Genomic DNA, 23,461 nt, shown 5'->3' with positions numbered 1-23,461 from the left:
GGATTCGCGCATGAATGAGCATGCCGAGGGATCATCGACGCGACGAAAACTCCTGGACGCGGCACGTTCTGAGTTCGCGGAGAACGGCATCGCGGGCGGTCGGGTCAACCGGATCGCCGAGCGTGCGGGGGTCAACAAGGAGCGCATCTACGGGTACTTCGGGAGCAAGGAGAAGCTGTTCGACGCGGTGATCATGGAGGCGCTCACCGAGCTCGGGCAGGCGCATCCGCTCACGCAGGAGACCGACCTCGACGAGTACATCGGCGCGGTGTTCGACTTCCATCGCGCGCGCCCGGACCTGCTGCGGCTGTTGATGTGGGAGTCGCTGCACTACCGGAAGGAGGACCTGCCGAGCGACGAGGCGCGCAGCCAGGTGTACCTCGACAAGGTGCAGAGCCTCGCGCAGCTGATCGGCCGTGAAGCCGACGCGCGCACCGCGATCTCCCTCTTCTCGTTGATCGGGATCGCGGCCTGGCCGTCCACCGTGCCGCAGCTGCTGACGATGGTGACGGGCGGGACCGAGCCCGCGGTGGATGAGGCCACGCTCCGGGCGTCGATCATCGAGCTCGGCAAGCGTGCCATCGGCGCCTAGCGCAGGCCCTGGCCGCCGTCGACCCCGAGTGTGACGCCGGTGATGTACGTGTTCGCCATCAGGAAGAGCGCGGCGTGCGCGGCCTCGTCGGCCGTGCCGACCCGGCCGAGGGGAATGGAACGTCCCGCGGCCGAAACCGATTCGTCGTCGACCGGGCCGCCCGCGCTGCGGGCGAGCGCGCCACGCAGCATCGGGGTGTCGATCCGGCCCGGCCGGATGGCGTTGACGCGATGTCTCGGCGCCAGCTCGAGAGCGAGCCCCCTGACGAACGTCTCGAGCGCGGCCAGTCCGGCGGCGACGACGCTCGTGTCGGCCGCGGGCCGGACCGCGAACCCGCCGGAGGTGAAGACGAGTGAGCCCCCGGGCGCAAGGGCAGGCGCCGCGCGCTGCGCGACGGCGTAGGCGGTCGCGACGCGGTCGGTGTACGCCGGTTCCATGGCCGACCACGGGGTGGTCCGGGTGGGACCGGTCGCGGCGAATCCCGCCGTCAGCAGCACGTGATCGACCGTCCCGGTGCGGGCGAAGATCGACTCGAGTCCGGCCGGATCGCGGACGTCTGCGGCGATCGGGAGCAGTCGGGCGGCATCCGATCCGCCGATCGCGGCGAAGGACCGCCTCAAGCAGGCCTCGCCCCGGGCGACGCCTACGACGGAGCCCCCCGCCCGGTATGCCATCGCGGCGGCCGCGAGACCTATCCCGCTGCTCGCGCCGATGACGAGTATTCGGCCGTCGGGCGCGAAGGGGTTGACCGGTGTCCAGCTGGATTCGTTCACGTCGCGAACACTACTGAATTGGGTTGGCGCCCATTGTTTTCACGGTGATCCGAATTATCGGGAACTGTTTCGAAATAGTAAATGTGCAGCGCTGGGCGGGTGTGGGGAGGCCGGCGCGGGGAGGGGTGAGCGCTGAGCGCCCAACCGAACGGTTGACACGTGGTGAGGGCCCGGATACCTTCTCTCCCAGCGGTCATGAGTATCAGCAGATAGCCCCGGCTTGCTGATCGGCAACCCTCGCGGAGCGGTGGGGTGCCCCGGGTGAGGACCGGGCTGTATCCATGCGGATACGGCAAGCGCCCCTACTGTCGCGAAAGCTGAATACGTTGATTGTCACCACGGAGTGTAGAAGCCGATCAGTGTAAGAACTGATCGGAATTCGAGTCGAGCGCTGGTATTGCATTTGCGCAGACCCAGTCGAGAATCCCAATAGGCGGATATCGACGTCGATACCCGCCTTTTCGAATGAAGGGCCGGAATCGGCGATCGGTGTATTTCGTCATGCCGCCGTCCCTTCAGTTCGCCGTCCTATTCCCATTCGCCGCCACGACAACGAGGTCGTGCGCGGTGACTTCCTGTCTGTCGCGGCGCGCTCGCGTGGACGAATACCCGGAGGAATTCGCAGAATGAGTACCAATCCAGCCGTCCCCGGACGCACCCGCAGGTTAGTGGCGGGAATGGTCGCCTCGGTGTCATTGCTCGGCTTGACCGCCGCGTGCAGCGACTCGGAGGCGGCCACGGCCGGCACCGTCTACTTCGGTGTGTCGGGACCCAAGACGGGTCCGTCGGCAGAGTACGGGCGACTGTGGCAGCAGGGCTTCGACCTGGCGCTGGAGGAGATCAATCAGAACGGTGGCATCGACGGGCGCAAGGTCGAGCTCAAATGGGAGGACTCGCAGTCCGATCCGAAGCAGACCGTGCCGATCGCGACGAAGTTCGTCGACGACCAGTCCGTGATCGCCGAGCTCGGCGACTTCTCCTCGCCCGCGTCGATCGCCGCCTCCCCGGTGTACAACCGGGGCAAGCTGGTGCAGTACGGATTCACCAACTCCGCGGTCGAGTTCACCAACGGGGGTGAGTATTCGTGGAGCCCGTCGATCACCCTCGACGTGTTCCAGGAACGCAACGCCGAGTGGGTCTCCCGCAAGGCGAAGAAGGTCTCCGTGGTCTATCTCGAAACCGACTGGGGCAAGCAGGCATTCAAGTACTTCTCGCAGTTCGCGGCCGAGAAGGGTATCGAGATCGTCTACTCGTCGCCGATCCTCCCGGACTCGACGGACGTCAAGCCGATCCTGATCAAGGGTCGTGAGGCGGCGCCGGAGGCCTTCGTGCACCTCGGCTACGGCCCCGACGGAGCCCTGGTGGTCAAACAGCTCCGGGATGTCGGGTTCGACAAGCAGTTCTTCGGGGGCCAGAACACGCCGCAGTTCATCAAGCTGGCGGGCCCGGCGGCGGAGGGCGACATCGTGAACGGGATCTTCAGCCCGGCGGACGCCGACCCCCGTATCCAGGACTTCGTCGGCAAGTTCCGGGCGAAGTTCGGGGTCGACCCGGGCGACTTCAACGTCTACGCCTATGACGCACTGAAGGTCCTCACCGACGCCGCGAACCACGGCGGTGCGACGAGGGAGGGTGTCCTCAAGGGCCTGAAGGAATCCGAGTTCAACGGAATCGGACTGGGCGAGTTCACCTTCGATCAGCAGTCCCGCCGTCCCGATGGCGTGGCGCCCCGCGAGCTCGTGCTCCAGAACGGGAAGTTCGTACCCACCACATGATCGACACCCTGCTCGCCGGACTCATCCACGGCAACGCCTACGCGCTGATCGCCGTCGGGATCACCCTGATATTCGGGGTCACCAACGTGATCAACTTCGCCCACGGCGCGGTGTTCGCGTTCGGATCGATCTTCGCGTGGTGGCTGATCGCCGAATTGGGCCTGTCCCTGTGGACCACCATCGTGGTGGTGGTCGGTGTCTCGGGCCTGCTCGGGTTCGTCGTCAACATCGTTGCGGTGCGGCCGCTGAGTCGGGGTCCGGCGGTGGCGGCGCTGCTTGCCACCGTCGCCGCGGGCATGATCATCGAGAACCTGGTCCAGATGGTCTTCGGCCCCGAGACCCGACCGTTCCCACCGGTGCTGCCGACCAACAACTGGCAGATCGGCGGCGTGCGGTTCGGGACCTCGGACCTCGTGATGCTCGCCATCACGATCGTGGTCATGGCAGGCCTCGCCTGCTTCCTCAAGTACGGCAGGTACGGGCTGGCGATCCGGGCGACGGCGCAGGACCCCGATGCGGCGCTGCAGATGGGGATCCCGGTACCCCGCGTGCAGAACCTGGCGTTCGTCATTGCGTCGGGCCTCGGTGGGCTGGCGGGAATCTTTGTCGGACTGTATAACTCGAATATCTCGCCGACCAGCGGCACGATCGCGGGGATGAGCGGATTTGTCGCGGCGACGATAGGCGGACTGGGATCGATCCCCGGCGCGGTGCTCGGAGGCTTCGTGCTCGGCGTCATCGAGGCCGTGGGGATCTACCAGTTCGGGGACGGATACCGGGATCTGATCACGTTCGGGGTGCTGATCGCGGTGCTCGTCTTGAGGCCGGGGGGACTGCTGGCGAAGGCGCCGTCGATCTCGAGTGAACCGTTGACCGGCACCTTCCTCGGTTCGGGTCGACAGATCCGGGTGCAGTGGTGGCAGGCGGCGGCCGCCTTCGCCGTGGTCGGGATCGCGGTGCCCCTGATCTCGGGCAGCTACGGACTGGTGGTCGGGACCCAGATCATCGCCTACGCCATCATCGCGGTCTCGATGACGCTGGTGGCGGGCTCGGCCGGTCAGCTCACCATCGGCCAGGCCGGCCCGATCGCGATCGGCGCGTACACCTCGGCCCTCCTCACGATCAGCTACGACTGGCCGTTCCTCGCGGCGGTGGCCGCGGCCGCGCTGACCGCGGCGATCGTGTCCTCCGTGCTGGCTGCTCCGGTCTGGAGGCTCAACGGTCACTACGTGGCGATCGCGACGCTCGGGATCGGTGTCGTCACGGTCGCGATCATCCGCAACTGGGAATCGGTGACCCGGGGCAGCTACGGACTGTTCGGGATCCCGGCGCCGCGGATCTTTGGATACGAGTTCTCCACCGCTGCAGACCTTTTCCGCCTCGATCTGGTGTTCCTGGCCCTGACCGTGCTGGTGGTGGCCGCGATCCAGCGGTCACACCTCGGCACGGTGCTCAGGTCGGTCGGATCCGATGAGGTGGCGGCGAGGTCGTCGGGCGTGCGGGTTCGCGACTACAAGGCGCTGGCCTTCGCCATCAGCGCGATCTTCTCCGGCGTCGGGGGTGCGCTCCTCGGGCACCAGTACTCGTACATCGATCCGACGGTGTTCAACCTGGGGCTCTCGCTCCTGGTGGTCACCATCATCGTGCTCGGCGGGACCGGGTCCCCTTACGGCGCGATCCTCGGCTCGGTTGTCCTGATCGGCGTCCCCGAGCTGTTCCGGCTGGCGCCCGAGGTTCGCATTCTGCTCTACGGGGTGATCCTGCTGTTGATCATCCGATTCAGGCCACAGGGAATCTGGACGAGGAGGGACCGTGTCAGCGCAGCAGTCTGAGCAGATCCTGTCGGTGGCGGGGCTGCGCCGCGCCTTCGGCGGCGTGCGCGCCGTCGACGGGATCGACTTCGAGGTCAACAGGGGCGAGTTCGTCTCCATCATCGGGCCCAACGGGTCGGGAAAGAGCACCACGATCAACCTGGTGTCCGGCGTTCTGCGGCCCGACTCCGGTCGGATCCTGCTGCGCGGCAATGCGGTACGGCCAGGCTCCCCGGAAGAGGCGGCCGAGGCGGGCATCGCGAGGACCTTTCAGAACGGCCGGGTATTCGGGAACCTCACGGTGGCCGAGAACGTGGAGGTGGGGCTGCACAGCACCCTCCGGGCCGCGCGACCGCTGCGCTCCCTGGTCCGGTATCCCGTGATCCGGTGGGTTCCGATCCTCGCGGAGACGGCGCTCGCGCTCGTGCCGACCCGGAAGGTACGGGCCGAGCGGGAACTCCTGCGCGCCGAGGTGGACTCCGGGCTGGCGAGATTCGGGGAACGGCTGGCTCCCCGCGCGGGCGACCCGGCGTACACGCTGTCATACGCGAACCGGCGACGCACCGAGATCGCAAGGGCCCTCGCCCTCGACCCCGTCCTGCTGCTGCTCGACGAACCCGCGGCGGGCATGAATCAGAGTGAAACCGCCGAGGTCGGCCGTCAACTGGCCGAACTCAAGGCGCACGGGCAGACCATCGTCCTGGTCGAGCACAAGCTCGAACTCGTCAACCAGCTCTCCGATCGGGTGATCGTGATGGACGAGGGTTCGATCATCGCGGTCGGGACCCCGGAAGAGGTGCAGGCCGACGAGCGGGTGATCGAGGCCTATCTCGGTCGTCGCCGGCTGCGGCCGGCCACGGTCGGCGCGGAAGGGCAGGTGGACACCGATGGCGGTCGATGAGAGCGCGGCCCCGATCCTCGAACTCGACGGGGTGAGCGTGTATTACGGACGCTCGCGAGCGCTGAACGAGGTGTCCATTCGGGTCCGGCCGGGCGAGATCGTGTCCCTGCTCGGGGGAAACGCCTCCGGCAAGTCGACGACCATGAAGACCGCCCTCGGGCTGCTGACCCCCACGACCGGGCGGGTGCTGATCGACGGGGAGGACGCCACGGCGGTGGCCCCGGCGGGCCGGATCAAGGCCGGGTTGGCCTCGGTTCCCGAAGCGCGACGGGTGTTCCCGGAGATGACGGTCGAGGAGAACCTGTACGTCGGTGGCTACGTGCACCGCGAGCGGCGATCGGTGCTGGCCGAGCGGGCAGCCGAGTTGTTCGACCACTTCCCGCGGCTGGCGGAGCGGCGCAGGCAGCACGCGGGGACGCTCTCCGGCGGCGAGCAGCAGATGCTGGCGTTCGCCCGTGCATTGATGAGCCGGCCTCGGCTGATCTGCATGGACGAACCGACGATGGGGCTGTCCCCGCTGTTCGTGGACCGGGTGCTGGACGAGATCGTCCGGCTCAACGAACGGTTCGGGCTCGCGATCCTGATCGTCGAGCAACAGGCCGAGCTCGCGCTGTCCATCGCGCATACCGGCAATGTCCTGGTGAGCGGCGAGATCGTGCTGCACGGCGAGGCCACAGACCTGTTGGGCAATCCCGCGGTACGAGAAGCATATTTGGGAAAGGTGGCATGACGTGACCGGGAGCAAGCGGCTCGGATGGTTCACCCGGCTGGTCGGTGACGAGAGCCGGGACGCGGGAGATCTCTACCGCGATGCGCTGGCGCAGCTCGGCCTCGCCGAGGAGCTGGGTTTCGACGTCGGCTGGGTGGCCCAGCATCACGTCGATCCGGCGGAGGGCGGCCTGCCCTCGCCGTTCGTCTTCCTGGCGCACGCGGCGGCCCGGCTGAGCGCGATCCGTCTGGGTACGGCCATCGTGACGCTCGGCCTGGAGGACCCGATCCGGGTGGCGGAGGACGCCGCGGTCCTCGACGCCCTGTCCGGCGGCCGGCTCGAACTGGGTCTCGGCACCGGCGGGTCGGCGAGCGCCTTCGCGTTGTTCGGGCAGGCCGATGCGGATCGGCGGGCCCTGTACGACAACAAGATCGAGCGCCTGACGGCCGCGTTGTCCGGGGCCCCGATAGTCGACGGCAAGGCGCTGTACCCCCGGGCGGCGCGGCTGCTCGAGCGTCGCTGGCAGGCGACCTTCTCGGTGTCGGGCGCCGTGCGGGCGGGCGAATCCGGGGACGGGCTCCTGCTGTCGCGGACCCAGCCGAGGGAGCCCGGTCTCGCGGATGCCGCCCTCGGGCAGGTCCAGGGGCCGCTGATCGCGGCGTACCTGGAGGCGCTCCCGCCGGGCACGCGCCCGCGGATCGGCGCCTCGCGCAGCGTGTTCGTCGCCGACGACCACGAGGCGGCCTGGGAACTCGCGCGCCGTGGCGCGCTGCGATTCCGGGCGTACCTGCAGGGTATCGGCCTCGCCGACGGCAGCGAGAGCGCCGAGGAGATCCTGCGCGATTCCGTGGTCGGCACCCCGGACGAGGTGACCGACCTGCTCGCCGCCGATCCGGCGGTGCAGCGGTCGACCGACCTGATCTTCCAGGTTCATCCGATCGATCCGGACCAGGCGGCCACGTTGCACTCCATCGAACTCATCGCCACGAAGGTGGCCCCGCGCCTCGGCTGGAATGGCGCCTACCGGAAGGAATCACGACCATGACGACGTCGTCGACCCATGCCCCACCGAACCGGACGGCGGACGTGCTGGACGGGGTGCTCGGCGCCCCGCTGGCCGACGCGGTGTCCCCGCTCAGATCGGCAAGGCCCGCGGTCGCGGAGCACACCCAGCGGCTGCACGACGCGTTCTTCGGAGCGCCGTCCCCTAACCGCGAGCAGCTCGCCGCGGTCGCGCTGAGGGCGGCGGTGCTTGCCGCGCAACCCGCACTCGCCGAACACTATTCGGCGCTGCTGCCCCCGGATCTCGCCGCGGCGGTGACGGCGGGAACCGTCGACGACCCGGAGCTCGCGGCGTTGCTGCGGCACGCCGAGCTGCTCACCGTGGACCCCGCCGCCGCCACCCGGGAGGCAATCGAGCGGCTGCGCTCGGCGGGCCTGACGGAGGCCGCGATCGTGACCGTGTCCCAGCTGATCGGCTACGTCAACTACCAGATCCGGCTGGTCGCCGGGTACACCCTGATCGGAGAGTCGGCATGAGCGAGGTACGCGAGGTCGAGCAGCATCGCCGCCCAAGCGATTTCACCCAGGACCACCTGGACTGGGTGCCCTGGCTGGAGCCGATCCGGCTCGAGGACGCTTCCGAGGAGCAGCGGACGCAGCTGGTGGGCTTCCGCGGCGAGAGCCCGTACTTCCGACTGCTGGCCCGCGATCCGCAGGTGCTCGGCGAGCGCAGCGCAAACGACAAGGAGATCTTCTACGGGCGCGGCGGGCTCTCTCGCACCGAGCGGGAGCTCGCGGCGACGGCCACCTCGCGGCTCAACGGGTGCGTGTACTGCACCTCGGTGCACGCCCGCTTCACATCCGAGCTGTCCAAGCGGCACGCCGACGTGCAGAAGATCATGGACGAGGGCGTCACGGCCCGCGTCGACGATCGGTGGGACGCCGTCGTCGACTTCGCGGCCGCGCTGGCCGCGCAGCCACCGCGCGCCGACTCCGGTCACCTGGCGCGGCTTCGTGCGGCCGGCTTCACCGATGAGGAGATCGGCGACCTGGTCCTGGCCGCCGCGTCGTTCTCGTGGGCGAACCGGCTGATGCTCAGCCTCGGCGAACCGGAGGTCCCCGTACCGGCCGCGTGAGGCCCGCGGCGGGCGCGGCGACGGCGCCACCGGACGCGTTTTCCCGGGTGAGACCCCCTGCCGGTGGCAGTATCGGCTTGTGACCACCAGGGGTCGAGCGCCGTCGCGGGTGCGGTCCTGGCTGTTCGAGAACATCACCGAGGAGCCGTCCGGGCACCAGGGGCCGTTCCGGGTGGTGTCGAAGCCGGAGCACAAGCACCCGTGGTGGAAGGTCATGTGCCTGACGGGCGTCGACTACTTCTCCTCGCTCGGGTACCAGCCGGGCATCGCCGCCCTTGCCGCCGGTGTGCTCTCGCCGATGGCGACCCTGGTCCTTGTCGCGCTGACGTTGTTCGGCGCGCTGCCGGTGTATCGCCGTGTCGCGCAGGAGAGCCCGCGCGGTGAGGGCTCGATCGCCATGCTGGCCCGGCTGCTGCCGAAGTGGGGCGGCAAGATCTTCGTCCTGGTTCTGCTGGGGTTCGCGGCGACCGACTTCATCATCACCATGACGCTGTCCGCGGCCGACGGTGCGGCGCACGTCGTGCAGAACCCGTTCGCGCCCGCGGCCCTGCGTGGGGAGAACCTGCTGGTCACGCTGGTCCTGCTGGGTCTACTCGCGGCCGTCTTCCTCAAGGGCTTTGCCGAGGCGATCGGGATCGCGGTCGCACTCGTCGCGGCGTACCTGGCGCTGAACCTCGTGGTGGTGGCCGCCGGACTGTGGCACGTGGCGACCGCGCCCTCCGTGGTGACGGACTGGACCGCGGCCCTGACGGCCGAGCACGGCAACCCCTGGATGATGGTCGCGATCTCGCTGCTGGTGTTCCCGAAACTCGCGCTCGGCCTGTCCGGCTTCGAGACGGGGGTCGCGGTGATGCCTCAGATCGAGGGCGATCCGAGCGACACCAGGTCGGCGCCGCGCGGCCGGATCCGCGGGGCGCGGCACCTGCTGACCACCGCCGCGCTGATCATGAGCGCGTTCCTCATCGTGACCAGCTTCCTGACCACCGTGCTGATCCCGGCGGACGAGTTCAAGGCCGGGGACAGGCGAACGGGCGCGCGCTGGCCTACCTGGCCCACGAGTACCTCGGCAACGTCTTCGGAACCGTGTACGACGTGAGCACCATCGCGATCCTCTGGTTCGCGGGCGCCTCGGCCATGGCGGGCTTGCTCAACCTGGTCCCGCGGTACCTGCCCCGGTTCGGGATGGCCCCGGACTGGGCGCGGGCGGTGCGCCCGCTGGTGCTGGTGTTCGCGGCGATCGCGTTCGGCATCACCTGGTATTTCGACGCCAGCGTCGACGCCCAGGGGTCGGCCTACGCCACCGGCGTCCTTGTGCTGATCACCTCCGCCTCCGTCGCCGTCGCGCTGTCCGCGTACCGGCGGGGCCAGCGACGCAAGGCGATCGGCTTCGCGGTGGTCGCGGTCATCTTCGTCTACACGACCGTCGTCAACATCGTCGAACGCCCCGAGGGCCTGCATCTGGCGATCCTGTTCATCCTCGCGATCCTTGGCGTCTCGTTCGCCTCCCGCTTCACGCGGGCCTACGAGCTGCGTGCCTACTCGGTGAGCTACGACGCCACGGCACGGGAGCTGATCGACGAGGCCGCGCGTGGGGTCATCCGGGTCATCGCGCACGACGCCGACCGCCCGGACCCGGCGGCGTACCGGGCGAAGGAGTCCGCCAGGCGTCGGGTCAGCCGGATCCCCGCAGCCGAGCCCATCCTCTTCCTCGAGGTGAGCGTGACCGATGCGTCGGAGTTCGCCACCGACCTGCGGGTGCACGGGCACCGCCGCGAGGGTTCCTGGTGCTGACGGTCCGCAGCGCGGCCATCCCCAACTCCATCGCCGCGATACTGCTCGACATCCGGGACCGGACCGGGACCGTCCCGCACGTGTACTTCGAGTGGACGGAGGGAAACCCGGTCCGCAACCTGCTGCAGTTCCTGTTCTTCGGGCACGGCGAGGTGGCGTCCGTGACCCGGGAGGTGCTGCGGCGCGCCGAGCCCGACGTGGCCCGCAGACCGCACGTGCACGTCGGATAGGCTCGATCACCCCATGCGAGTCGACGGACGAGAGATCCCGGTCCAGGGCAGCCTCCTGCAGCCTTTGCGTCGGCGTACCAATGATCAGCTCCGCGTCGTACTGGCGGCGCTGTGCATGGGCGCGGTGATCGCCACGTCGCTGATCACCCGCGGCCGCTGGGAGGCCGTGGAGAACTCGGTGTCGGACCTGATCGGCGTCGCGTCGCCGGAGGCCTCGACCCGGATCTACCTGCTGTACGGCGCCGCGATCGTGATCCTCCCGTTCGCGATCCTGGTCGGCCTCGTCCTCGGCCGACGCTGGAAGCTGCTCGCGGGGTACGCGACCGCGGGACTGCTCGCCGTCATCGCACTGTCCATCACAGGCACGGGGGTGTCCGCGCCGAAGTGGCACCTCGATCTGGACGGGCACCTCGACACCTTCCTGTCGCAGTTCCTCGACGACCCGCGCTGGATCGCGATGCTGGCCGCGATGCTGACCGTGTCCGGTCCGTGGCTGCCCGCCCGCTGGCGACGGATCTGGTGGCTGCTGCTGTTCGCCTTCGTGCCGATCCACCTGTTCGTCAGCGCCGTCGTCCCCGCGCGGTCGGTGTTGGGGCTGACCGCCGGCTGGCTGATCGGAGCGCTGGTGGTGCTGTTCGTCGGCACGCCCGCGCTTGAGGTCCCCGTCGATCTCGCGGTCCGGATCCTCGGCAGGCGCGGTCTGCGGGTGGACGCGCTGTCGGTGCTCAGCCCCACCGGATCGGGTCCGCTCGTGCTCGCCGCCGACTGCAGTCCCGGTTGGCGGAAGGTCGATCTCGGGGTCGATCTCCGGAAGGCGGGCGCGGACGACGAGGTGATCCTCGAGCTCTTCGGGCCGCACCAGCGCAGCGAGGGCGCGCTCCGTCAGGTCTGGCACTGGCTCACCTTCCGGAGCGCGGAGACGCCCGCGCCGTACGCGTCGCTGCGCCGGGCGGTCGAGCACCGGGCGCTGATGTCCACCGCGGTCGCACGGATGGGGCTGTCGTCCAGCCTGGCCGTCGCGGTGTCCCCGCTCGAGCGGGGCTGGATGCTCTACGCGCATTCGGTGCCAGCAGGGACCCCGCTCGAGCAGGCGCAGCCCGAGCACCTCGAGGCGGCCTGGTCCGGCCTGCGGGTCCTGCATGCGAATCAGGTCGCGCATGGCGACCTGCGCCCAGAAAACCTCCGGATCAGCGGGGACCGAGTGCATTTCGAGGGCTTCGCGCACGCGGAGGTCGGTGCGTCGGACGCGCAGCTCGAGTCGGACATCGCCCAGCTGCTGCTGACCACCGGGGCGCGGTTCGGGCCGGAACCGGCGGTGCGGGCGGCGCTCGCGACGCTGGGCGAGGACACGATCCTCGCGGCGTCGGGCCGGTTGACCAAGGCCGCGATGCCCAAGCGATTGCGCCGGGCGCTGCCGGACGCGGACGAACTGATGTCGGCCACCCGGCACCAGGTCAGGACCCAGACCGACTCCGAGGTGATCAAGACCGAACAGGTCACCCGCTTCAGCAGGAACCAGATCATCCAGCTGGTGCTGTTGATCGGACTGGTCTACGTCGCCTACCCGTTCGTCAGTCAGGTGCCGACCTTCCTCACCGAGCTGCGGAACGCGAACTGGTGGTGGGCGCTGCTCGGGCTGGTGGTCTCGGTGTTGAAGTACATCGGGACGGCGGTGGCGCTGTGGGCCTGTGCGTCCGAGTCGGTCCGGCTCAAGAACCTGGTGATCATGCAGTTCGCCAACACCTTCGCGGCCACCACCACCCCCGCGGGGGTCGGGGGCCTGGCGCTCAGCGTGCGGTTCCTGCAACACAACGGGCTCGGCGGGGTGCGGGCGACCGCGGCCGTCGCGCTGCAGCAGACGGTCCAGGTGGTCACCCACGTCGGGCTGCTGATCCTCTTCAGCATCGCGGCGGGCAGGAGCGCGGACCTGTCCGGCTTCATCCCGAACGCCACGGTCATCTACCTGGTGGTCGGTGTCCTGCTCGGCGTGGTCGGGGCCTTCATGATCGTGCCGAGGCTGCGGCGCTGGCTGATCGACGAGCTGCGCCCCCAGATCGCCGACGTGAGCACCGAGCTGCTGGACCTCGCCCGCGACCCGGGCCGGTTCCTGCTCATCGTCGGCGGGTGCGCGGGCACCACTCTCGGTGCCGCGCTTGCCCTCTGGGCGAGCGTCGAGGCGTTCGGCGGTGAGGTCAGCTTCGTCACCGTCACCATCGTGACGATGATCGGCGGCACACTGGCGTCCGCCGCGCCGACCCCCGGCGGTGTCGGCGCGGTCGAGGCGGCGCTGATCGGTGGACTCGCCGCCTTCGGGGTGCCCGCCGCGGTCGCGGTGCCGTCGGTGCTGCTCTACCGGGTGCTCACCTGCTGGCTGCCGGTCTTCGCCGGCTGGCCGATCCTGCGTTGGATGCAGAAGACCGACCTGATCTAGGGCTTTCCTCGGAGCGAGTCGACCACTGCGGTCAGCAGCCGGACCGCGCCGTCCTTGTCGAGGGGGTCGTTCCCGTTGCCGCACTTGGGGACTGCACGCAGGACGGGCACCCGGCCGCGCACTCGCAGGACCCGATCGCGTCCCTGGTGGCGCGCAGCCAGCGCAGCAACTCGGCGTGCCCGCGGTCCGCGAACCCGGCGCCGCCCTGATGGCCGTCGTAGACGAACACCGTCGGCAGACCGGTGTCCTGGTGCAGCGCCGTCGACACCCCGCCGATGTCGCCGCGGTCGCAGGTGGCCACCAGCGGCAGCAGGCCGATCGCGGCGTGTTCGGCGGCGTGTAGCGAGCCGGGGAACCGATCCGCCGTGATGCCTGCCCGTTCCATCAGCTCCGGTGTCACCGTGTACATCACGGCCCGCGTGTTCAGGCGCTGCGGCGGCATGTCGAGCTCGATGGAGTCGAGGACCTCGCCGGACGGCAGCCGCCGGAGGTAGCCCACCACCTGGTGGGTGACCTCGACCTCGGTCAGCGCCACCGTGACCGGGCCGTGCTCGCTGTGCTCGAGGAGGGAGGTGATGACGATCTCGGTGGTCTCGCGCGCCGAGGTGCTCCACTCCGGGGTCTCGGCGTGCACCAGCGCCAGGCCCTCCTCCAGGTCCAGCATGTCCACCACGAAGGACTCGCCCTGGTGCAGGTGCACCGCCCCCGGGTGGGCGGTCGCGGGGGCGCGGCCGCCGTCGACGGTGCCGAGCATCCGGCCGGACTCGGCGTCGACGATGGCGACCTGCTTGCCGATGCCGCCGCGGATGTCCACGGACGCATGGGGGTTGGATTCCGCGGTGACGAACCAGCCGTGCGCGCGACGCCGGATCAGACCCTGCTCGGCGAGCCGGTTGAGCAGCTCGACGGCGCCGAACTGCTCGACCTCGGCGTCGCTGAGCGGCAGCTCCATCGCCGCGCACAGCAGCTGCGGGCCGAGCACGTACGGGTTGGACGGATCCGTGACGGTGGCCTCGACGGGTTTGTCCAGCAGCGCGGCCGGATGGTGGACCAGGTACGTGTCGAGCGGATCGTCGCGCGCGACCAGCACCACGAGCGAGCCCTCGCCGCGGCGGCCGGATCGCCCGGCCTGCTGCCAGAACGAGGCGACGGTGCCGGGGAAGCCGGCCACCACGACCGCGTCCAGGCCGGCGATGTCGACCCCGAGCTCTAGGGCATTGGTGGTCGCGGCGCCGAGCAGGGTCCCGTCCGCGAGCGCGGCTTCCAGCTCGCGTCGGTCCTCGGCAAGGTAGCCGGCCCGGTAGGCGGCGACCCGTTCGGTCAGGTCCGGGGCGGCCTCTGCGAGCAGCCTTTTCGTGCCCATAGCGGTCAGCTCGGCACCGCGGCGCGAGCGGACGAAGGTCAGGGTCCTGGCGCCCTCGATCATCAGGTCGGCCATGATGCGGGAGGCCTCCGACCCGGCGGCGCGGCGGACCGGGGCGCCGTTCTCGCCGGTCACCTCGGCCATCAGCGGGGGCTCCCAGAGCGCAACCGTTCGCGGGCCGTGCGGGGAGCCGTCGACGGTGACCTCTGCGCAGGGGGCGCCGATCAACCGGGATGCCGCGGCCCCCGGTGCCGCGGTGGTGGCGCTGGCGAGGATGAACACCGGGTCGGCGGCGTAGCGGCGGGCGATCCGCTTCAGCCTGCGCAGGACCAGCGCCACGTTCGAGCCGAAAACGCCTCGGTAGGAGTGGCATTCGTCGATCACGACGTAGCGCAGGTTGCGGAAGAAGTGCGCCCAGCGCTGGTGCGAGCGCAGCATGCCGATGTGCAGCATGTCCGGATTGGTGAAGATCCAGCGCGAGTTGGCCCGCACCCACTGGCGCACCTCGGTCGGGGTGTCGCCGTCAAAGGCGTTGGGGTAGACGGTCGCGAGCGATTCGCCCTGCTCGGTCAGCGCGATGGTGGACCGGATCTGGTCGGCCCGAGTGCCTTGGTCGGGGCCAGGTAGAGGGCGGTCGCGCGCGGGTCCTCGGCAAGTGCGGTGAGGATGGGCAGCTGGTAGGCCAGCGATTTCCCGGATGCGGTGCCGGTCGCGACCACGACGTGCTGTCCCGCCGCGGCGAGCGAGGCGGCGGCCTCCTGATGTGTCCACGGCAGCGGGATTCCGTTGCCGCGCATGGCATCGACGACCTCGGGGTGAATCCACGGTGGCCATTGCGTGAACTGGGACTCGCGTGCTGGCAGTTCCGCCACGTGGGTGAGCGGGTCCTCGCCGCGAGGGGTGCCTGCCAGTACCCGATCGAGCAGTGACTGCCCGTAGCTGGCTGCGGCGGCCGGTTGGCTCACTGATAACTCCGAGTTCGTTGGTTGGCCGCGTACACGTGCCCGTTCACCTGCGGTTTTGATGGTACTTGCCGGGATGTGTTTAACACTGTGCAGCCCTTGCCAATAACTTGACGAGTGTCCAATAGAGCGGTTGCCGACGCGTCGTCGGATACAAGATCAATTCTTTACGACCATTGTTGGATTTCGACTGTTGCCATCGCACGAACCGTGATTGACTTATAAGTGGTCGCAGCTTCTGTGTTCGTGTACGCGCTCGCAGGATCGATGTTGCGAGCGCGGTGGCGATGCTTTTCCTGAGGGGGAAATCAGCGGTACAGCGGTCGGAACCGGCCCGGTGGACTGTTGACTGCTGTTCACCGAATCCGGTGTTAGAAAGTGAAGGAAAAGCATGGCACAGGGCACTGTGAAGTGGTTCAACGCGGAGAAGGGCTTTGGATTCATCGCCCCGAGGACGGCTCCGCTGACGTCTTCGTCCACTACTCCGAGATTCAGGGCAGCGGGTTCCGCACGCTCGAGGAGAACCAGCGCGTCGAGTTCGAGGTCGGTCAGGGCACCAAGGGTCCCCAGGCCACCGGCGTTCGCGCGGTCTGATTCATTCGTTCCTCGAGACGGATCAACTCGTCCCCCAGCACCGTGAGGTGGTGGGGACGAGTCGTTTCCCGCCAGGCGCCGCGCGCGGTCCGGCCGTGTCAGCACGGCCCGAGCGCCCGGATCTGGCCTACTGTCCTCTTGTGAACCAGCTGTCCTTCTTCTCCGCGGAGGCGGTGCCGCCCGCGGTATCGGACCTGAGCGGGCTGCTGGCCGCGCAGGGGCAGGTCTCCGTCGCCGCCGGCCGGGCCAGGGTCTCGGTTGTCGTCGATGCCTCGTGGCGGGCGGACGCCGTCGCCGAATTGATCGAGGAGGCCGGCCTGGCCGCCGAGATCACCCGGTCCGACGAGGGCAGCCCGCTGGTCCGCACCGCATCGGTGCCCGAGCTGGCCGCGCTCGCGGCCCAGTGGACCAAGGGTGCGGTCAAGGCCGTGCCGGTGGGCTGGATCCCGGACTCGCGTGCCCTGCGGGCCTGGGTGCTGGCAGCGGGCAGGTCCGAGGGCGAGGGCGATCGGTTCGTGCTCGGGCTGGACCCGCACGCCCCGACACCCACCCGATCCTCGCCCAATCGTTGATGCGGGCCGGGATCGCGCCCACCCTCATCGGCACCCGCGGGGCGGGCCCCGGGCTCCGGATCGTGGGGCACAAGCGGCTGATGCGGCTGGTCGAGAACATCGGTCAGGCCCCTGACCGGCAGGAGGCGCGGGAGGCCTGGCCGCAGGTGTAGAACAGTCGACACGGGATTGATCTGCAAGGATGGTCTCGCGGTGTGTCACTCTGTTACTGAAGTGATCGCCGATTCGAGTCGAGGAAGGTGCAGGCAGCAAGGTGGCAGCTCGGGAGAAGGACACGGCGGGCGACAGCCCCGCCACAGCCGACCAGACGCGCCGTCTCGTGATCGTCGAGTCGCCGACCAAGGCCAGGAAAATTGCCCCCTACCTGGGCAAGAACTACGTCGTCGAGGCCTCGGTCGGTCACATTCGCGACCTCCCGCGGGGCGCGGCGGACGTGCCTGCCAAGTACAAGGGCGAGTCGTGGGCCCGGCTCGGCGTCAATGTCGACCACGACTTCGAGCCGCTCTACGTGGTGAGCCCGGACAAGAAGACCAAGGTCGCCGAGCTCAAGAGCCTGCTCAAGGACGCCGACGAGCTCTACCTCGCCACTGACCCCGACCGCGAGGGCGAGGCCATCGCCTGGCACCTGCTCGAGACCCTCAAGCCGAAGATCCCGGTCCGCCGGATGGTCTTCCACGAGATCACCAAGCCGGCCATCCTGGCGGCCGCGCAGGACACCCGCGACCTCGACCAGGACCTGGTGGACGCGCAGGAGACCAGGCGCATCCTCGACCGCCTCTACGGCTACGAGGTCAGCCCGGTGCTGTGGAAGAAGGTCATGCCGAAGCTGTCGGCAGGCCGCGTGCAGTCGGTGGCGACGCGCGTCATCGTGCAGCGCGAACGCGAGCGGATGGCATTCCGGTCCGCCGAGTACTGGGACATCTCCGCCACCCTTGATGCGGGCGCCGAGGCGAACCCGCGCAGCTTCGGGGCGCGCCTGGTCAGCGTCGACGGCAGCCGCGTCGCCGCGGGCCGCGACTTCGGGGCCGACGGCCAGCTGAAGTCGACCGGCGTCACGGTGCTGGACGAGGGCTACGCACGTCGCCTCGCCGAGGCGTTGCACGGCACCGATCTCACCGTCTCGTCCGCCGAGGACAAGCCGTACACCCGCAAGCCGTACGCGCCGTTCATGACCTCGACGCTGCAGCAGGAGGCGGCGCGCAAACTGCGCTTCACATCCGAGCGCACCATGCGGACCGCGCAGCGGCTGTACGAGAACGGCCACATCACCTACATGCGTACCGACTCGACGACGCTGTCGGCGTCGGCGATCGCCGCGGCCAGGGCGCAGGCCACCGAGCTGTACGGCGCCGAGTACGTCAGCCCGTCGCCGCGGCAGTACACCCGCAAGGTGAAGAACGCGCAGGAGGCGCACGAGGCGATCCGCCCCGCCGGCGACGTCTTCGCCACGCCGGGCCAGCTGCACTCGCAGCTGGCCGCCGACGAGTTCAAGCTCTACGAGCTGATCTGGCAGCGCACCGTCGCCTCGCAGATGGCCGACGCGCGCGGCACCACCCTGACGCTGCGGATCACCGGCACCGCGGGCACCGGCGAGGAGTGCACCTTCTCCGCGTCCGGCCGCACCATCACGTTCGCGGGCTTCCTCAAGGCCTACGTCGAGAGCGTCGACGAGGAGGCGGGCGGCCAGTCCGACGACGCCGAGTCGAGGCTGCCGGTGCTCGTCGCCGGGCAGGCGGTCACGGCAACCAAGCTTGATCCGGACGGTCACACCACGAACCCGCCCGCCCGCTACACCGAGGCCAGCCTGATCAAGACCCTCGAGGAGCTGGGAATCGGTCGTCCGTCGACGTATTCGTCGATCATCAAGACGATCCTGGACCGCGGCTACGTCTACAAGCGCGGCAGTGCCCTGGTGCCGTCGTGGGTGGCGTTCGCCGTGATCGGGCTGTTGGAGGCGCATTTCGGCCGGCTGGTCGACTTCGACTTCACCGCGGGCATGGAGGACGACCTCGACGAGATCGCCGGTGGCCGCGAGCAGCGTGGAAACTGGTTGTCCAGCTTCTACTTCGGTGGTGAGCGCGGCGCCGAGGGTTCGGTCGCCCGCTCCGGCGGTCTGAAGAAGATGGTCGGCACCAATCTCGAGGACATCGACGCCCGCGAGGTGAACTCGATCCGGTTGTTCGCCGATTCCGAGGGCCGCGACGTCGTGGTGCGGGTCGGCCGGTTCGGGCCGTACCTCGAGCGCATGGTCGTCAATCCCGATGACCCCGACGGGGATCCGGTCTCGCAGCGCGCGAACCTGCCCGACGACCTGCCCCCGGACGAGCTCTCGCCGGAGTACGCGGAGAAGCTGTTCGCCACCCCGCAGGACGGGCGCAAGCTCGGCGTCGACCCGCTCACCGGGCACGAGATCGTCGCGAAGGAGGGGCGTTTCGGTCCGTACGTGACCGAGATCCTGCCCGAGCCGGAACCCGAACCCGAGCCGGACATCGTGCCGGTCACGGCCGAGGGGGAGGGCGCCGTCACCACCAAGGCGCCCGCGAAGAAGGCCGCGGCGAAGAAGACCGCCAAGAAGGCCGCGGGCCCGAAGCCGCGGACCGGCTCGCTGCTCAAGTCCATGGACGTGGCGACCGTGACGCTCGAGGACGCGCTGCGGCTGCTCTCGCTGCCGCGCGTGGTCGGCATCGACCCGGAGTCGAAGGAAGAGATCACCGCGCAGAACGGGCGCTACGGCCCGTACCTGAAGAAGGGCACCGATTCTCGTTCGCTGGAGAACGAGGAGCAGATGTTCACGGTGACCCTCGAGGACGCCATGAAGATCTACGCGGAGCCCAAGCGTCGGGGCCGCACCGGTGCGGCGACCCCGCCGCTGCGTGAGCTCGGCAACGACTCGGCGACGGACAAGCCGATGGTGATCAAGGACGGCCGCTTCGGCCCCTACGTCACCGACGGCGAGACGAACGCGAGCCTGCGCAAGGACGACGATGTCGCGACCATCACCGACGAGCGCGCCTCGGAGCTGCTCGCCGATCGGCGTGCGCGTGGACCGGTGAAGAAGAAGGCGGCCGCGAAGAAGGCGCCTGCCAAGAAGGCGGCAGCGAAGAAGACCGCGGCCAAGAAGGCGCCCGCCAAGGCGGCCGCGAAGAAGGCCGCCGCGAAGAAGTCCTGACCGGTCCGCACTGAGGTGGTGTAGCCGAGGTGGCGTATCGGGAACTGCGAGCGGAAGTTCCGGGAGCGGTCGCCTGGTCGGTGACCTCGGGTCCACCGGGGGACCGCCCGCAGCAGGACGAGGGCGCCCTGGTGCTGCCCGACGGGTGCATGGATCTGATCTGGCACGAGGGCGGGCTGCTGGTGGCCGGTCCGGACACCCGGGCGCACCGCACCACGGCCGCGGGTAGCAGGGCGATCGGTCTGAGGTTCGCGCCAGGCGTCGGACCGCACGTGTTCGGTGTCCGCGCCGACGAGCTGCGAGATGTGCGGGTGCCGCTGGAGCAGCTGTGGCCGGATGCGGTGGTGCGCAGCCTCTTCCATGCCGCCGAGCCGGATCCGCTGCGGGCGATCAGTGCGGCGGCACGCGACCGTCTCGACGGGGTCGGGCGGCCCGTCGAGACCGCGATCGCGGCGCAGCTGGCGCGCGGTGTCACTGTCGCGCAGGTCGCCGCGGGCCTGGGCTGGAGCGAACGCCGCCTGCATCGAAAGTCCTTGTCCGCATACGGGTACGGCCCGAAGACGCTGGCCAGGGTGCTCCGCTTCGAGCGCGCGCTCCGGCTCGCCCGAGGGGGCGTCCCGCTCGCCAGGGTCGCGGCGGATTCCGGCTTCAGCGATCAAGCGCACCTGGCCAGGGAGGTCCGGGCGCTGGCGGGGACCTCCCTGACCGGGCTGCTCGGTCAGCCGGGCAGGGCCGCGAACAGTTCGATGCCGTGGCCGTCCGGGTCCCTGACGACCGCGTAGCGCTGTCCCCAGAACGCGTCCCACGGCTTCGATTCACCGGTGCACCCGGCCTCGGTGAGCTCGGAGTACTTGGCGTCGACGGCCTCGGGCGTGCCGCAGTCGAAGGCCAGCGACGGGCCGCCGGTCCCCGGGGTGAAGTCGGGGGAGAAGCCGCGGATGACCTCGAGGGTGTCCCAGCCCACCCGCAGGCCGCCAGGCAGGGTGATCTCGTGGTGTTGCTCCTGGCCGGGAGCGGCGGGCAGGTCGAGGCCGAGCCGCCGGTAGATGTCGAAGGAGCGGGACAGGTCCGCGACGGCGAGACCGATCATCGAGAGCTGTGGTGTCATGCCGCGACGGTAGTTCCCCGCGGTCCGGACGGTCTTGAACGTTTCGGACGCCCGCCCGGCGGCGTCGGACCCGCCCGATAGGCTCGGCCCGTGGCGGGAGTATTCGATCGACTGGTCGGCCAGGAGCATGTCGAGATGGAGCTGACCGGTGCCGCGAGGGCGGCAAGGGGCGGCGCCGACGCGGCAGGCTCGCTGATGACGCACTCCTGGCTGTTCACCGGGCCGCCCGGCTCCGGACGCTCCGTCGCGGCGCTGTGCTTCGCCGCCGCGCTGCAGTGCACCGACGAGGGCGAGCCCGGCTGCGGGCGATGCCACGCCTGCACCACCACGATGGCGGGCACCCACGGCGATGTGCGCCGGGTGATCCCCGAGGGCCTGAGCATCAGCGTCGCGGAGATGCGCGGCATCGTGCAGACCGCGTCGCGTCGCCCCAGCACCGGGCGCTGGCAGGTGGTGGTGATCGAGGACGCCGACCGGCTGACCGAGGGCGCGGCCAACGCGCTGCTCAAGGTCGTCGAGGAACCGCCTGCGCGGACCGTGTTCCTGCTGTGCGCGCCCTCGGTGGACCCGCAGGACATCTCGGTGACGCTGCGGTCCCGGTGCAGGCACGTGGCGCTGGTGACCCCGTCGGTGGAGGCGATCGCCGGGGTGCTGCGCGAGCGCGATCAGCTCGACGCCGAGACCGCGCTGCTGGCCGCCTCGATCAGTGGCGGCCACGTCGGCCGGGCCCGACGGCTGGCGACGGACGAGGAGGCGCGGGCGCGGCGCGGTCAGGCGCTGGGTATCGCGTCCGCCGCGACCCGGCCTGCCACCGGATACGCGGCGGCCGACGAGCTGGTCCGGGCGGCGGAGGCCGAGGCCAAGGAGATGAGCGCGGCCCGCGACGAACGCGAGACCGAGGAGTTGCGCACCGCCCTCGGCGCGGGCGGCACCGGCAAGGGTGCGGCGGGCGCGCTGCGCGGATCGGCCGGCGCCCTCAAGGACCTCGAGCGCAGGCAGAAGTCGCGGGCCACCAGGACCGGCCGCGACAGCCTCGATCGCGCCCTGATGGACCTGGCGGGGCTCTACCGGGACGCGCTGGCGGTCGCGCTGGGGTCGGGGGCGCAGCCGAATCACCCGGACAAGGCGGACCAGGTCAGGAAGATGGCCGCGGCGGGCAGCCCCGAGGCGCTGCTGCGGTGTGTGGAGGCCGTGCTGGAGTGTCGCGAGGCGCTCTCGGTCAACGTCAAGCCCCGGTTCGCGGTGGCGTCCATGGTCGCCAAGCTGGGTGTCGAGCTGAAGTAGCGGGGGCCGTTTTCGCATCCGCGGGGTGAGCCGCTAGACTCCCTCTGGCTCGACCGCGAGGTCGGGCACGCCGCCTTAGCTCAGTCGGTAGAGCATTTCACTCGTAATGAAAAGGTCAAGAGTTCGATTCTCTTAGGCGGCTCCATCGAAAGGCCCCTCGCCCGCACCCGCGGGAGAGGGCCTTTCGAGTTTGCGCGAGAGTGCGGGAGACTCCTCGCATGACCTCCACCGAACTCGAGCCGACGAAGTCCACCCGCGCAGGTCGCCGCGTCGTGACGGGTGCCGTGGTGGGCGCACTCCTCGCGGTGGGGTTCGTCGCCGTCAACCGGTTCCGGACCAGGCCGCCGGTCAGCCAGGCCCTCTGGGATGCCGACCCGATCGGTCCGGACGACCTCGCCGGATAGCCGGACCCGCGCTCAGTCGGTGACGGCGGCCAGCGCCTCGAACTCGCTCGCGTCGTGCGCGCAGATGATGGTGACCTCGTCGCCGTGGGCGGCGTGCAGCTCGCGGAGCCTGCCCTGGTTGGCGATTCGCGAGCGGCGATCCATCTCCATCAGGATCTGTGTCGCCCGCAGGCCGGGCGGGCACGAGGGCGGGGTCAGCTTCTCGTCGGCGAAGTAGTACCCGTCGCCCGCGTGCAGGTACCAGCCGCCGCCGGGACGACGCACCGCCACCGCGCTGTGCCCGAAGGTGTGTCCACGCAGCGGAATCAGCAGCACGTCCTCGCTGACCGCCTGCACCGATTCGAACCCGAACCACCGGTCGCCACCAGGGCGGTGCTCGACCCAGGTCGGATCGTGTGCCCACTGCTTCGCGCTGTACCGCGTCTTGTCGAGCAGCGTGGGCCGGGTGCGCGCGGTCGCGAGCTCGTCGGCGTGCACGTGCACGCGCGCCCACGGAAAGTCGCCGAGGCCGCCCGCGTGGTCGCCGTCCAGATGGGTGACCACGATGTCGCGGACATCCGACGGGTCGTAGCCGAGCGCGCGCACCTGGGCGACGGCGGTGAGCGCGAGGTCCATCCTGGCGCCGACCGACATCACGAACGGCCGGCCGAGCCGGCCGATCGGATCGGCGACGTCGGCCGTGCCGAAGCCGGTGTCCACCAGCGTCAGGCCGTCGGGTCCCTCGACCAGCAGGCAGTGCGCGACCAGGCGGGACGGGGCGAGGCCGGGCACGAGGCCGGCACTGGGGCACATCGTCGCGCAGCTGAGGTGGTGGATGCGATGGCTCACGGGGGACCACTCTCCGGCCTGGGTGT

General features: G+C 69.8%; 16 protein-coding genes, 1 tRNA gene, 4 pseudogenes and 1 riboswitch. Of the genes and pseudogenes, 17 read left to right on the top strand and 4 right to left on the bottom strand.

Annotation, left to right across the window (positions count from 1 at the left end; all coding sequences use genetic code 11):
• Positions 1-10: 10 nt before the first annotated feature.
• Positions 11-592 (top strand): TetR family transcriptional regulator, encoded by a 582-nt coding sequence (locus BTZ20_RS23740; RefSeq protein ID WP_077043042.1) that lies wholly within the window; start codon positions 11-13, stop codon positions 590-592.
• On the opposite strand, the gene BTZ20_RS23735 is transcribed toward BTZ20_RS23740, so the two are convergent.
• Positions 589-1,365: an SDR family oxidoreductase gene (locus BTZ20_RS23735; protein WP_083742820.1), complete on the bottom strand. Its 777-nt coding sequence runs from the start codon at positions 1,363-1,365 to the stop codon at positions 589-591. The genes BTZ20_RS23740 and BTZ20_RS23735 overlap by 4 nt on opposite strands.
• A gap of 191 nt (positions 1,366-1,556) precedes the next feature.
• Positions 1,557-1,670, top strand: a riboswitch (SAM riboswitch).
• A gap of 321 nt (positions 1,671-1,991) precedes the next feature.
• Between BTZ20_RS23735 and BTZ20_RS23730 the strand changes: the two genes are divergently transcribed.
• From BTZ20_RS23730 to BTZ20_RS23690, 9 genes and pseudogenes are all read left to right on the top strand, one after another.
• Positions 1,992-3,140 (top strand): ABC transporter substrate-binding protein, encoded by a 1,149-nt coding sequence (locus BTZ20_RS23730; protein ID WP_077043041.1) that lies wholly within the window; start codon positions 1,992-1,994, stop codon positions 3,138-3,140.
• Positions 3,137-4,972 (top strand): ABC transporter permease, encoded by a 1,836-nt coding sequence (locus tag BTZ20_RS23725; protein WP_077043040.1) that lies wholly within the window; start codon positions 3,137-3,139, stop codon positions 4,970-4,972. The genes BTZ20_RS23730 and BTZ20_RS23725 overlap by 4 nt, the downstream gene beginning before the upstream one ends.
• Positions 4,953-5,852, top strand: coding sequence for an ABC transporter ATP-binding protein (locus tag BTZ20_RS23720; protein WP_083742819.1), 900 nt, complete (start codon positions 4,953-4,955; stop codon positions 5,850-5,852). Before BTZ20_RS23725 ends, BTZ20_RS23720 begins: the two co-directional genes overlap by 20 nt.
• Positions 5,839-6,582, top strand: coding sequence for an ABC transporter ATP-binding protein (locus BTZ20_RS23715; RefSeq protein ID WP_077043039.1), 744 nt, complete (start codon positions 5,839-5,841; stop codon positions 6,580-6,582). Before BTZ20_RS23720 ends, BTZ20_RS23715 begins: the two co-directional genes overlap by 14 nt.
• A gap of 1 nt (position 6,583) precedes the next feature.
• Complete coding sequence (locus BTZ20_RS23710) at positions 6,584-7,606, top strand: LLM class flavin-dependent oxidoreductase (protein ID WP_077043038.1); 1,023 nt, start codon at positions 6,584-6,586, stop codon at positions 7,604-7,606.
• Entirely contained in the window at positions 7,603-8,100 is a 498-nt protein-coding gene (locus BTZ20_RS23705; RefSeq protein WP_077043037.1) for a hypothetical protein, read from the top strand. The genes BTZ20_RS23710 and BTZ20_RS23705 overlap by 4 nt, the downstream gene beginning before the upstream one ends.
• Complete coding sequence (locus tag BTZ20_RS23700) at positions 8,097-8,699, top strand: peroxidase-related enzyme (protein WP_077043036.1); 603 nt, start codon at positions 8,097-8,099, stop codon at positions 8,697-8,699. Before BTZ20_RS23705 ends, BTZ20_RS23700 begins: the two co-directional genes overlap by 4 nt.
• A 214-nt stretch (positions 8,700-8,913) precedes the next feature.
• A pseudogene (locus BTZ20_RS23695) lies at positions 8,914-10,720 on the top strand (amino acid transporter).
• 13 nt (positions 10,721-10,733) lie between these two features.
• Positions 10,734-13,151 (top strand): lysylphosphatidylglycerol synthase transmembrane domain-containing protein, encoded by a 2,418-nt coding sequence (locus tag BTZ20_RS23690; RefSeq protein ID WP_077043035.1) that lies wholly within the window; start codon positions 10,734-10,736, stop codon positions 13,149-13,151.
• On the opposite strand, the pseudogene BTZ20_RS23685 reads toward BTZ20_RS23690, so the two are convergent.
• A pseudogene (locus BTZ20_RS23685) lies at positions 13,148-15,479 on the bottom strand (DEAD/DEAH box helicase). The gene BTZ20_RS23690 and the pseudogene BTZ20_RS23685 overlap by 4 nt on opposite strands.
• Positions 15,480-15,867: 388 nt before the next feature.
• On the opposite strand from BTZ20_RS23685, the pseudogene BTZ20_RS23680 reads away from it, so the two are divergent.
• From BTZ20_RS23680 to BTZ20_RS23665, 4 genes and pseudogenes are all read left to right on the top strand, one after another.
• Positions 15,868-16,070: pseudogene (locus tag BTZ20_RS23680) on the top strand (cold-shock protein).
• 140 nt (positions 16,071-16,210) lie between these two features.
• Positions 16,211-16,794: pseudogene (locus BTZ20_RS23675) on the top strand (hypothetical protein).
• Between the two features lie 101 nt (positions 16,795-16,895).
• Positions 16,896-19,811 carry a type I DNA topoisomerase gene (gene topA, locus BTZ20_RS23670; RefSeq protein WP_077043034.1) on the top strand — a complete coding sequence of 972 codons (2,916 nt, stop codon included), beginning with the start codon at positions 16,896-16,898 and terminating at the stop codon, positions 19,809-19,811.
• A 29-nt stretch (positions 19,812-19,840) separates the two neighbouring features.
• Complete coding sequence (locus BTZ20_RS23665; protein ID WP_077043033.1) at positions 19,841-20,593, top strand: helix-turn-helix domain-containing protein; 753 nt, start codon at positions 19,841-19,843, stop codon at positions 20,591-20,593.
• Here BTZ20_RS23665 and BTZ20_RS23660 read toward each other — a convergent pair.
• Positions 20,530-20,919 (bottom strand): VOC family protein, encoded by a 390-nt coding sequence (locus BTZ20_RS23660; protein WP_077043032.1) that lies wholly within the window; start codon positions 20,917-20,919, stop codon positions 20,530-20,532. The genes BTZ20_RS23665 and BTZ20_RS23660 overlap by 64 nt on opposite strands.
• Before the next feature lie 90 nt (positions 20,920-21,009).
• Here BTZ20_RS23660 and BTZ20_RS23655 point away from each other — a divergent pair, with 90 nt between their 5' ends.
• The 3 genes from BTZ20_RS23655 to BTZ20_RS23645 all read left to right on the top strand — a co-directional run bounded on the left by BTZ20_RS23655 (position 21,010) and on the right by BTZ20_RS23645 (position 22,607).
• A complete protein-coding gene (locus tag BTZ20_RS23655; RefSeq protein ID WP_077043031.1) occupies positions 21,010-22,203 on the top strand; it encodes a DNA polymerase III subunit delta' in 1,194 nt (397 codons plus the stop codon).
• A gap of 69 nt (positions 22,204-22,272) precedes the next feature.
• Positions 22,273-22,348, top strand: a tRNA-Thr gene (locus BTZ20_RS23650).
• Positions 22,349-22,421: 73 nt separating this feature from the next.
• The gene (locus BTZ20_RS23645) at positions 22,422-22,607 is read left to right on the top strand and encodes a hypothetical protein (protein WP_077043030.1); all 186 of its coding nucleotides are present in this window, start codon (positions 22,422-22,424) and stop codon (positions 22,605-22,607) included.
• Between the two features lie 12 nt (positions 22,608-22,619).
• On the opposite strand, the gene BTZ20_RS23640 is transcribed toward BTZ20_RS23645, so the two are convergent.
• On the bottom strand, positions 22,620-23,435 hold the full coding sequence (locus BTZ20_RS23640; RefSeq protein ID WP_223263486.1) for an MBL fold metallo-hydrolase: 816 nt from the start codon (positions 23,433-23,435) through the stop codon (positions 22,620-22,622).
• Positions 23,436-23,461 lie beyond the last annotated feature (26 nt).

This window comes from Rhodococcus sp. MTM3W5.2, from assembly GCF_001984015.1.
Classification (GTDB): Bacteria; Actinomycetota; Actinomycetes; order Mycobacteriales; family Mycobacteriaceae; genus Rhodococcus_G; species Rhodococcus_G oryzae.
The sequence above is the reverse complement of the archived record's forward strand: the minus strand, read 5'-3'. Positions and strand labels throughout refer to the sequence as shown.

Coding starts and splice junctions, on each gene's coding strand:
- BTZ20_RS23740 (WP_077043042.1), top strand. CDS start 11: ATGAATGAGCATGCCGAGGGATCATCGACGCGACGAAAACTCCTGGAC.
- BTZ20_RS23730 (WP_077043041.1), top strand. CDS start 1,992: ATGAGTACCAATCCAGCCGTCCCCGGACGCACCCGCAGGTTAGTGGCG.
- BTZ20_RS23725 (WP_077043040.1), top strand. CDS start 3,137: ATGATCGACACCCTGCTCGCCGGACTCATCCACGGCAACGCCTACGCG.
- BTZ20_RS23715 (WP_077043039.1), top strand. CDS start 5,839: ATGGCGGTCGATGAGAGCGCGGCCCCGATCCTCGAACTCGACGGGGTG.
- BTZ20_RS23705 (WP_077043037.1), top strand. CDS start 7,603: ATGACGACGTCGTCGACCCATGCCCCACCGAACCGGACGGCGGACGTG.
- BTZ20_RS23700 (WP_077043036.1), top strand. CDS start 8,097: ATGAGCGAGGTACGCGAGGTCGAGCAGCATCGCCGCCCAAGCGATTTC.
- BTZ20_RS23690 (WP_077043035.1), top strand. CDS start 10,734: ATGCGAGTCGACGGACGAGAGATCCCGGTCCAGGGCAGCCTCCTGCAG.
- BTZ20_RS23660 (WP_077043032.1), bottom strand. CDS start 20,919: ATGACACCACAGCTCTCGATGATCGGTCTCGCCGTCGCGGACCTGTCC.
- BTZ20_RS23645 (WP_077043030.1), top strand. CDS start 22,422: ATGACCTCCACCGAACTCGAGCCGACGAAGTCCACCCGCGCAGGTCGC.